At 76.3% G+C, this 9,472-nt stretch carries 7 protein-coding genes; 1 reads left to right on the forward strand and 6 read right to left on the reverse strand.

The features are described 5' to 3' along the window. Positions 1-31: 31 nt before the first annotated feature. From ACRYR7_RS21905 to ACRYR7_RS21930, 6 genes are all read right to left on the reverse strand, one after another. Positions 32-1,381, reverse strand: coding sequence for a cytochrome P450 (locus ACRYR7_RS21905; protein WP_432574235.1), 1,350 nt, complete (start codon positions 1,379-1,381; stop codon positions 32-34). Continuing rightward, positions 1,378-2,280 carry an isoprenyl transferase gene (locus tag ACRYR7_RS21910; RefSeq protein WP_432574236.1) on the reverse strand — a complete coding sequence of 301 codons (903 nt, stop codon included), beginning with the start codon at positions 2,278-2,280 and terminating at the stop codon, positions 1,378-1,380. The genes ACRYR7_RS21905 and ACRYR7_RS21910 overlap by 4 nt, the downstream gene beginning before the upstream one ends. A 49-nt stretch (positions 2,281-2,329) precedes the next feature. Next, entirely contained in the window at positions 2,330-3,079 is a 750-nt protein-coding gene (gene recO / locus ACRYR7_RS21915; protein ID WP_432574237.1) for a DNA repair protein RecO, read from the reverse strand. 52 nt (positions 3,080-3,131) lie between these two features. After that, the gene (locus ACRYR7_RS21920; protein WP_432574238.1) at positions 3,132-4,727 is read right to left on the reverse strand and encodes a GGDEF domain-containing protein; all 1,596 of its coding nucleotides are present in this window, start codon (positions 4,725-4,727) and stop codon (positions 3,132-3,134) included. Positions 4,728-4,884: 157 nt separating this feature from the next. Next, positions 4,885-6,918: an alkaline phosphatase gene (locus ACRYR7_RS21925; RefSeq protein ID WP_432574239.1), complete on the reverse strand. Its 2,034-nt coding sequence runs from the start codon at positions 6,916-6,918 to the stop codon at positions 4,885-4,887. Positions 6,919-7,067: 149 nt separating this feature from the next. Further along, positions 7,068-7,526 (reverse strand): Lrp/AsnC family transcriptional regulator, encoded by a 459-nt coding sequence (locus ACRYR7_RS21930; RefSeq protein ID WP_432574240.1) that lies wholly within the window; start codon positions 7,524-7,526, stop codon positions 7,068-7,070. 101 nt (positions 7,527-7,627) lie between these two features. Here ACRYR7_RS21930 and ACRYR7_RS21935 point away from each other — a divergent pair, with 101 nt between their 5' ends. Further along, the gene (locus ACRYR7_RS21935) at positions 7,628-9,343 is read left to right on the forward strand and encodes an alpha-keto acid decarboxylase family protein (RefSeq protein WP_432574241.1); all 1,716 of its coding nucleotides are present in this window, start codon (positions 7,628-7,630) and stop codon (positions 9,341-9,343) included. The last annotated feature ends 129 nt before the right edge of the window (positions 9,344-9,472 follow it).

Consider the following 9,472-nt stretch of genomic DNA (forward strand, 5'->3'; position numbering starts at 1 on the left):
CCCCCGCGCGGGGGGACGGGGCCGCGGCGCGTCAGGCCAGCGCCACCGGCAGGCTGCGCCAGCCGCGCAGCACCCGCGTGGTGGTGCGCCGCGCCCCGGGGGCCAGTCGCAGGTCCGGGAAGCGCTCGAACAGCGCCCGCAGGCCCACCTGCCCCTCCAGGCGGGCCAGCGCCGCGCCCAGGCAGAAGTGCCGGCCGGCGGAGAAGGCCAGGTGCTCGCGGGCGTTGGCGCGGCGCACGTCGAAGCGGGCGGGGTCGGCGAAGACGTCCGGGTCGCGGTTGGCCGCGCCCAGCAGCAGCACCACGCGGGCGCCGGCACGCACCTCGCACCCGCCGGCGGTGGTGGTGCGCAGGGCCCGGCGGGAGGTGAGCTGCACGGGCGTCTCCAGCCGCAGGGACTCCTCCACCGCCCCCGGCCACAGCGAGGGGTCGGCGCGCACGAGGCCGAGCTGGTCGGGGTGCTGCAGCAGCAGCGCGGTGGCCGAGCCGAGCAGGTTCACGGTCGTCTCGAACCCGGCGGCCATGAGCAGCCCGGCGGTGGCGCGCAGCTCGGTCTCGCTCAGGCGCCCTCCCCCGTCGGCCTCGTCGTCGGTGACGGCCACCAGGCGGCTGAGCAGGTCCTCGCCGGGGTGGCGGCGCAGCCGGCGCAGGTGCTCGCCGATCCAGGCGTCGAAGCCGCGCAGGGCGGCGTCGACGGCGCGCACGTCGCGCCAGGGGGCGGCGACCTCCAGGCTGCCGGCCAGGCCCGCCTCGAAGGCGCGGACCTCCTCGCGCCGGTGCGGCGGCACGCCGAGGAGCTCGGCGATGACGGCCACCGGCAGGCGCAGCGCGTAGTCGCGCACGGCGTCGGCGCCGGCACCGCGGCCGGCCACCTCGTCGAGCAGCTCGCCGGCCAGCTCCTCCACCCGCGGGCGCAGCCCCTCCACCGCCCGGGCGGTGAAGACCTTGGAGACCAGGCGCCGGTAGCGGGTGTGCTCGGGCGGGTCGACCGCGAGCATCGAGGGCGGCTCGACGGGGTGGGTGGGCCGGTCGCGCCCGGCCCACTCCAGCAGCCGCCGCAGCCGCGGCACCGGCACGTCGTGCAGGGCCCCGACGCCGAAGTCGGCGCCGCCCAGGACCTCGCGCACCACCGGGTGCGAGGCGCTCATGCAGGTGAAGCGGCCCGTCAGCAGCGGCCCGGCGGCGCGCACGCGCTCGTGGAAGGCGTAGGGCTCGCGCCAGGTCGCCGGGTCGGCCAGCAGCACCGACTGCAGGTCCCCGGTGCGCGCCCCGCGGCGCACGCCCAGGCGCGGCACGCCGTGCTGCACGCCCCACCGCACCGCCGTGCGCACCTCGCGCACCGCGGGCGCGGCCAGGGCGGCCACCGGGCGCGGCGCGCTCACGCGCCCGGCTCGGCGGTCTCGGCGGTCTCGACGGGCGCGGCGGTCCCGGCCCCGGCGGGCGCGGCGGGCGCGCTCCCGGGGGCGTCGACGGCCCCGCCGTAGCGGCGGTCGCGCCGGGCGTAGGTCTCGATCGCCGCCCACAGCGCGCGCCGGTCCACGTCGGGCCACAGCACGTCGGAGAAGACCATCTCGGCGTAGGTGGACTGCCAGGGCAGGAACCCGGAGGTGCGCTGCTCGCCGGAGGAGCGCCAGAACAGGTCCACGTCGGGCATGTCGGGCTCGTCGAGGAAGCGGGCGACGGTGCGCTCGTCGACGCGCTCGGGGTTCAGCCGCCCGGCGGCGACCTCGCGGGCGATGGCGCGGGCGGCGTCGGCGATCTCCGCGCGGCCGCCGTAGTTCACGCACATCGTCAGGGTGCACACGGTGTTGTCGCGGGTCAGCTCCTCGGCGGCCTCCAGCTCGTCGACGACGCTGCGCCACAGGCGCGGGCGGCGACCGGCCCAGCGCACCCGCACGCCCCAGGAGTGCATCTCGTCGCGGCGGCGGCGGATGACGTCGCGGTTGAAGCCCATGAGGAAGCGCACCTCGTCGGGGCTGCGCTTCCAGTTCTCGGTGGAGAACGCCCAGGCCGAGAGGTGGGTGACGCCGATCTCGACGGCGCCGGCGACCACGTCCAGCAGGGAGGCCTCCCCGCGCTTGTGCCCCTCGTTGCGCGGCAGCCCGCGCTGGTTGGCCCAGCGGCCGTTGCCGTCCATGACGACGGCGACGTGCTTGGGCACCAGCTCCGGCGGCAGCTGCGGCGGGCGCGCGCCGGAGGGGTGCGGCGGGGGCGCCTGGACGGTGCGGGGCGCGGGGGCCGCGGCGCGGCGCCCGAGGGTGCGTCGTGCGGGGGTGCTCACGACGTCCGAGCTTCGCACGCGCGCGCGGCGGTGCGCCGGGGCGGTCCGCTCAGACCCGCTCGACGTGCCGCAGGGAGCGGATGCCGCGCTCGAGGTGCCACTGCAGGAACGCGGCCACCAGGCCGCTGCCCTCGTCGCGGCAGCGCGCGTCGCTGGCGTCGGCGACGTCCCACGTCCCCGACAGCAGCGCCGCGAGCAGCTCCAGGGTGCGCGGGTCGGGGGCGGCCGAGCCCGGCGGGCGGCACACCGGGCACACCGCCCCGCCGGCGGGCACGGAGAAGGCGGTGTGCGGGCCGGGGGCGCCGCAGCGGGCGCAGTCGCCGAAGCTGGCCGCGTAGCCGGCCACGGCCAGCGAGCGCAGCAGGAACGCGTCGAGCACGAGCGTGGCGGCGTGCTCGCGCCGCGCCAGGGTGCGCAGGGCGCCGACGAGCAGCAGGTACTGCTGGGTGTTGCTCTCGCGCTCGACCTCGGTGAAGCGCTCGGCGGTCTCCAGCAGGGCGTGCCCGGCGGTGTAGAGGCCGTAGTCGGCGGCGATGGTGGCGCCGAGGGGGGCCAGGACGTCGGCCTGGGTGACGGTGTCGAGGTTGCGGCCGCGGTGCAGCTGCACGTCCACGCAGGTGAACGGCTCCAGGCGCGCGCCGAAGCGCGAGGAGGTGCGCCGCACGCCCTTGGCGACCGCCCGCACGCGCCCGTGGTGGCGCGTGAGCAGGGTGATGACGCGGTCGGCCTCGCCCAGCTTCGCGGTGCGCAGGACCACCGCCTCGTCGCGGTAGCTGCGCGGTCCGCCGATGCTGCTCACCGCCACAGACTAGGCGGCGGCCCCGACACGACCCGGCGGGCGCGGGCGCGGCTCAGGCGCTCTCGAGCCGGTCCCCGCCGGCGCGCCGGGCCCGTGCGCAGGCCGCGTCGGCGGCGGCCAGCGCCTCGGCCGCCGGCGCGGGCCCGGCCACGCCCACGGAGGCGGTCACCCGCAGCCCCAGGGCGATCTCCAGCCAGGGCTCCTTGCGCACCGCCTCCAGCAGCCGCTCGGCCACCAGCAGGGGCGCGGGCCCGGTGCCGCCGGCGGGCAGCAGCACGACGAACTCGTCGCCGCCGTAGCGCACCAGCACGTCGTCGTCGCGGCAGTTCTCCACCAGCAGCGCGGCCACCCGGCGCAGGACGGCGTCGCCGACGTCGGGGCCGCGCTGGTCGTTGACCGCGCGCAGGCCGTCGAGGTCGACGAGCACGGCGCTGAAGCGCTGGTCGGGCCGCTCCAGCAGCTGCTGCAGGCGCCGGCGGTTGCCCAGCCCCGTCATGGGGTCCACCAGGGCCGCGCGGCCCTGGCGCACGACCTGCTCGGCCATCTCGTGCTGGCGGATGCGGTCCTGCAGCGCCTCGAAGCGGCTCTCGCGGTCCTGCCACAGCCGCGACAGCGAGATGCGGGCCAGCTCGCCGAGGGCGTCGGCGGCCTCGTGGCCGCCGCGGTGGCGCACGGCGGTCTCGGCGCGCACCTTCAGCGCGGTCAGCCCCCACACGTCCAGCTGGGTGCTGGAGGAGGTGCGCTGCACGGCGGCGAGCAGCTCGTTGGCGCCGTCGACGTCGCCGTCCCCGGACAGCGACAGGGCCAGGCCGACGCGGGCGATCTGCGTCTCGACGAGCTCCTCGCGCTGGCGGAAGGCGGCCGCGGCCGCGCGCAGCCGCGCGCCGGCCAGGGCGGGCTCGCCGGTGCGGTGCAGCACGAAGCCCTCGATCGCGTCGGCGCGCGCGCGCATCTCGGGGTAGCCGACCTCGTGGGCCAGGGCCCGCATGCGGGCGGCGTGCCCCAGGGCCCGGGCGTGGTGCGGGCCGCTCTCGGCGGAGCGGCCCACCACGTCGAGCATGGCGGCCCAGGAGACCTCCAGGACGGCGGCCTCCTGCACGACGTTCAGGCGCACCCGCGCCGGCGGGAACGTCAGGCCCAGCATCAGGCGCATCAGCTCGTCGGCCGGCTCGAACAGGGCCAGCGCCCGCAGCGCCAGGGCGACGGACATGGTCGCCGAGAGGTGGTCGTAGGTGCGCACCGGCTGGGCGCTGACGATGAGCTGCGCCTCGGCGAGGTGGTCCATCGCCAGCGCGGTCATGCCCAGGTCGACGCGCGACTCGGCCAGCAGCGACAGGGCCTTGGCGCGCCAGACCGGGTCGGCGCGCGGGCCCAGGCGGCGCAGCAGGCGCCCGGCCTCCTCGGCGGCCTCGGCGGCGCGGCCGAGCTGGTGCAGGGCCACGCAGGAGATGAACTGCAGGTAGCGGGCGGTGCGCTCGTCGCCGGCGGCCTCGGAGAGCACCAGGCCCTCGCGGGCGGCGCGGACCGCGTCCTCGCCGTAGCCGTCCAGGTAGAGGCGGTGGGCGGCCTCGGCGAGGGCGTCGAAGGGTCCGAAGGGGCCGAAGAGCTCCAGCTCCCGCCCGTCCGGCCCGGCTGCAGCGCTGCCCACGTCGATCGCTCCCTCCGCCGCGCACGGTCGAGCACGGATCGTCACCGATCCTAACGGGGCGCAGGGGCGGCGCGGGAGGAACGGGGGAAGCGTGCGCGCTCAACCGGACCGGACCGGACCGGTCCCCGGCCGGCGGGTGCCGGCCGGCCGCGGGGCGTCAGCCGGCGACGGCGGCCGGCTCGGCGGTCACGGTGGACTCCGCGACGGCGCCGGAGCTGCGCAGGCGGTAGGTGGGGATGCGCAGGCCGAGGCTGTCGGCGATCGCGTGGAACACCTCGGTGTTGTCGAGCACGTGGCCGAAGCGGGCGGCACCGGGGCCGGAGGCGGCGATGGTGACGTCCTCGACGGTGTGCACGCAGTTGGTCTCCTCCAGCGGCAGGTTGCCGATCTGGACGACCGCGCCGGGGTCGCGCTTCGGGTTGGGCACGGCCCGCTCGGTGGCCGGGTCCTCCAGCGCGGGCTGCGCGAGCACCGGGTTGTGCGCGAAGTCGTCCGGGTGGTCGGGGTGGTTCGACCAGCCGAAGAACAGCTGCACGTCGGGGTTGGGGTCGTCGGGGAACCCGTCGCCGTCCGCGTCGACGTAGGTGGGGAACCCGGCGTCGGCGTACACGCCGTTGGCCTGGCGGGCGGGCTCGTCGTCGGCGGCGTCCTTGGACAGGCTGTGCGTGCCGGCGATGCTCATGGCGTGGTTGTGGTCGGCGGTGACGACGATGAGGGTGTCGTCGCGGTCCGCGGCCCACTCCTTGGCGACGCCGACGGCCTGGTCGAGCTCGATGGTGTCGTAGACGGCGCGAGGGCCGTCCAGGGGGTGCTCGGACTTGTCGATCGAGGCGCCCTCCACCATGAGGAAGAAGCCCTTGTCGTTCTGCTCCAGGACCTTCAGGGCGGCGCGGGTCATCTCGACCAGGCCGGGCTGGTCGGTGAACTGCCCGAGCACCTCGGGGTTCGGGGTGATCTCGCGGTCGATGTAGACGTTGAGGTTGCCCAGCGTGAAGGTGCCCAGCAGCTTCTCCGGGGTCCCGGCGGCCATGACGGAGTTCAGCTCCGCGCGGGTGCCGGCGTAGGCGAAGCCCTTGTCCTTGAACTCCTCGACGAGGTTGCGCTCGTCGGTGCGGCGCGAACCGGTCTGCGACTGCGGCAGGAACGTGGCGCGCCCGCCGCCCATGAGCACGTCGGGCATCTGCCCGGGCTGCAGGGCCTGCTCCATGATGTTCACGTACTCGGAGCGGCGGCGGGTGTGGGCGAACACCGCGGCCGGGGTGGCGTCCTGGACCTCGGCGGTGGTGACGATGCCGATGGACATCTCGCGCGAGCGCTTGAGGACCTCGGCCATCGTCTCGACCTTGGGGCTGCGCGCCGGGTCGGGGTCGTTGCCGGGGTAGACGCCCATGGCGTTCACGGCGGTCTTGTGGCCGGTCATGTAGGCCGACATCGAGTTCGCCGAGTCGGTGGCGATGGCGTCGGAGCCGGAGGTGGTGACGTTCCCGCGGAACTCCATGCGGTCCATCTCGAGCAGGCCCTTGTACTTGCCCTCGACGATGCCCTTGGACAGGATCCGCGCACCGGTGATGGCCGCGGCGCCCATGCCGTCGCCGAGGAAGAAGATGACGTTCTTGGCCTTCTTGCCCTCGGCGTCGGCCAGGACGACCTCGTGCCGCACCTCGGCCCGCGCGGTGCCGGCGGAGGAGGTGACCTCGGCGGAGACGGTGAAGGTGCCGGCCTCGGGGTAGACCAGGCCCTCGTAGGTGACCTCGACGGAGTCCTCGACGGAGCTGGTGCGCAGCGGCGCGGGGCTCAGCAGGGCGGCGGGGCCGTCCTCGCTGCTGAGCCGGATGACGATGCGGGTGGTCTCGGGGTCCACGCCGGTGGCCTCGATGCGCAGGTCGAAGGTGGAGCCGACCTGGAACTTCGCGCGGTCCAGCGGCAGGATCCGCACGGCGCTGGTGGTGGCGGTGCTGCGCGCGTTGCGGCGCACGACGCCGGTGAAGGCGTGCGGGTCCTTGTGGTTCAGCTGCGCGTACTGGACGGGGGCGGCGGCGGCGGTCTCGGCGCCGCGCAGGCCGTGGCCCCAGACGATGGCGGTGGCCAGGCCGCCGGCGCCGGTGCCCAGCAGCCCGCGGCGGGTGAAGAACCCGCCGCGCGTGCCGTCGGGGTCCTGCTCGTCGCTGTGGTGAGAATGCTTCTCAGACAAGGCGTTCGACCTCTCGCGTGGTCCTCGGCGCGGGCCGCGGACGTGCCCGTGGGTGCGCGCACAACCTCCCAGCGGGTGCCGAACGCCGGAGCAACTGCGGGTGGACGGCAGGGCAACGGACCCCGACGCGGAGAGGTGCGCGCGGGGGTTCACGCGCGCAGCAGGTGCTCCACCCGGTAGGCCAGCAGCTCGCGCAGCACGATCGACGTCGACGTCCGCCGGATCCCGCGGCAGCGCATGATGCGCTGCGTGATCTCGTAGACGTGGTCGGCATCGCGCGCGGCGATCTGGATCATCAGGTCCGAGTCGCCGGAGATCCCCAGGCACTCGACCACCTCGGGGATGCGGGCCATGTCCGCCACCATCCCCTCGAACTCGCTCTGCTCCACGTCCGCCGTCACCAGCGCCCGCATCGGCAGGCCCAGCGCCTCGGGGGTGACGCGGGTGGAGTGCGGGCGCAGCGCCGTCCCGGCCGCCAGCCGCTCCAGGCGCGCGTGGACCGTCCCGCGGGCCAGGCCCAGGTCCAGGGCGAGCTGGGCGACCGTCGCGCGCGGGTCGGCGTCCAGCGCCGCGAGCACGCGGCGGTCGGTGGCGTCCAGGGTGGTCACGACGACCACTCTAGGAGGGTCCACAGGTGCACCACTGGTCGGATCGACCGGTCCGGCAGCGGGGTGTTGCGCGATCCGACCGGCCGGACTGTCATCGGGGCGTGACGACGACCAGCGCGGCCGCTGCCGCCCCCTCCCCGGCCGCACCGGCGCCCACCGCCACGGTCTCCGTGGGGGCCTACCTCGCGCACCGCCTGGCCCAGCTCGGCGTGCGCCACCTGTTCGGCCTGCCCGGCGACTTCAACCTCGCCCTGCTCGACGAGGTCCTCGCCACCGGCGAGCTGACCTGGGTCGGCTCGGCCAACGAGCTCAACGCCGGGTACTGCGCCGACGGCTACGCCCGGCTGCGCCGCGGCCCGGCCGCGTTCGTCACCACCTTCGGCGTGGGCGAGCTGTCCGCCGTCAACGCCCTCGCCGGCAGCTTCGCCGAGGACGTGCCCGTCGTCCACGTCGTCGGGATGCCCGCCACCCGCGCCATGGCCGACGGCGCCCTGCTGCACCACTCCCTGGCCGACGGCGACTTCGGGCACTTCGCGCGGATCGCCGCGGAGGTCACCGCCTCGGCGGTCGTGCTGCGCCCGCACGGCGCGGCCACCGCGATCGACCAGGCCCTGCTGACGGCCGTGGGCAGCTCCAAGCCGGTCTACCTCGGCGTGCCCGCCGACGTCGCCCTCGCCCGCGTCTCCGCCGCCCCGCTGGCCCGCCCGCTGCGCGTGCTGCGCAGCGACGCGCAGGCCTCCGCGGAGTTCGCCGCCGCGCTGGCCGGTTTCCTCGACGGCGCCGCCGAGGTCACCGTCCTGGCCGGCCCGCGCCTGCACCGGCGCCACCTGGAGGAGCGCATGCGCGCGATCGCCGCGCAGAACGGCGTGCGGGTGGCCACCCAGTCCGCCTCCAAGGCGCTGCTGGACGAGTCGCACCCGGCGAACCTCGGCGTGTACGCGGGGGAGTTCTGCCGCTCCGAGCGCACCCGCCGCCAGGTCGACACCGCCGCCCCGCTGGTGCTGGCCGGCGCCGTCATGACCGACTTCCTCACCGGGTCCTTCACCCACGGCTTCGACCCCGACGCCGCCGTGGACCTCCAGCTCGACCACGCGCGCATCGCCGGTGACGTCTTCCACGGCGTGCACCTGGACGAGTCGCTGCGGCTGCTGCACGAGGTCCTGGCCGCGCGCCGCCCCGAACCGGCCCCGCTGCCGCGCCGGGAGGTGCCCGCGCCGGTCGCCCACGTCAGCGCCGACCCCGACGGCCCCCTCACCCACGCCGACCTGTGGCCGCTGCTGCAGGACTGGCTGGAGCCGGGGACCCTGCTCGTCGCCGAGGCGGGCACCTCGTTCTACGGGGCGGTGGAGCTGACCCTGCCCGACGGCTGCGACCTGCTGGGTCAGCCGGTGTGGTCCTCCATCGGCTACACCCTGCCCGCCACGCTGGGGGCGATGCTGGCCGCGCCCGGCCGCGAGACCGTCCTCGTCATCGGCGACGGCTCCGCCCAGCTCACCGTGCAGGAGCTCGGCCGCCTGCTGGAGCGGGGCCTGGCGCCCACGGTGCTGCTGCTCGACAACGGCGGGTACACCGTCGAGCGCGCCATCCGCAGCCCCGAGGCCGACTACCAGGACGTCGTCGCGTGGGACTGGACGCGCCTGCCCGCCGCGCTCGGCGCCCCCGGCACCGCGACCCACCGCGCGGCCACGCCCGCCGAGCTCGTCGAGGTGCTCGGCAAGGTCCGCGCCGACGCCGGCCGCCCCGCCCTCGTGGAGGTCGTGCTGCCCCGCGACGACGCCCCGGAGTCCCTGGTCCGCCTGGCCCGCAGCGTCCGCTGACCCCGGCCCCGGCCCCGGCCCCGGCCCCGGCCCCGGCCCCGGCTTCTCGGCCCCGGCTCTCCGGCCCGACGCTCCCACCTCCACCCCCACCCCTACCCCTGCGGTGATCAAGGAAGTTGCCACTTCCTT

Origin of the sequence: Kineococcus gurbantunggutensis (assembly GCF_050871925.1) — a bacterium.
In the GTDB taxonomy this organism is placed as follows: Bacteria; Actinomycetota; Actinomycetes; order Actinomycetales; family Kineococcaceae; genus Kineococcus.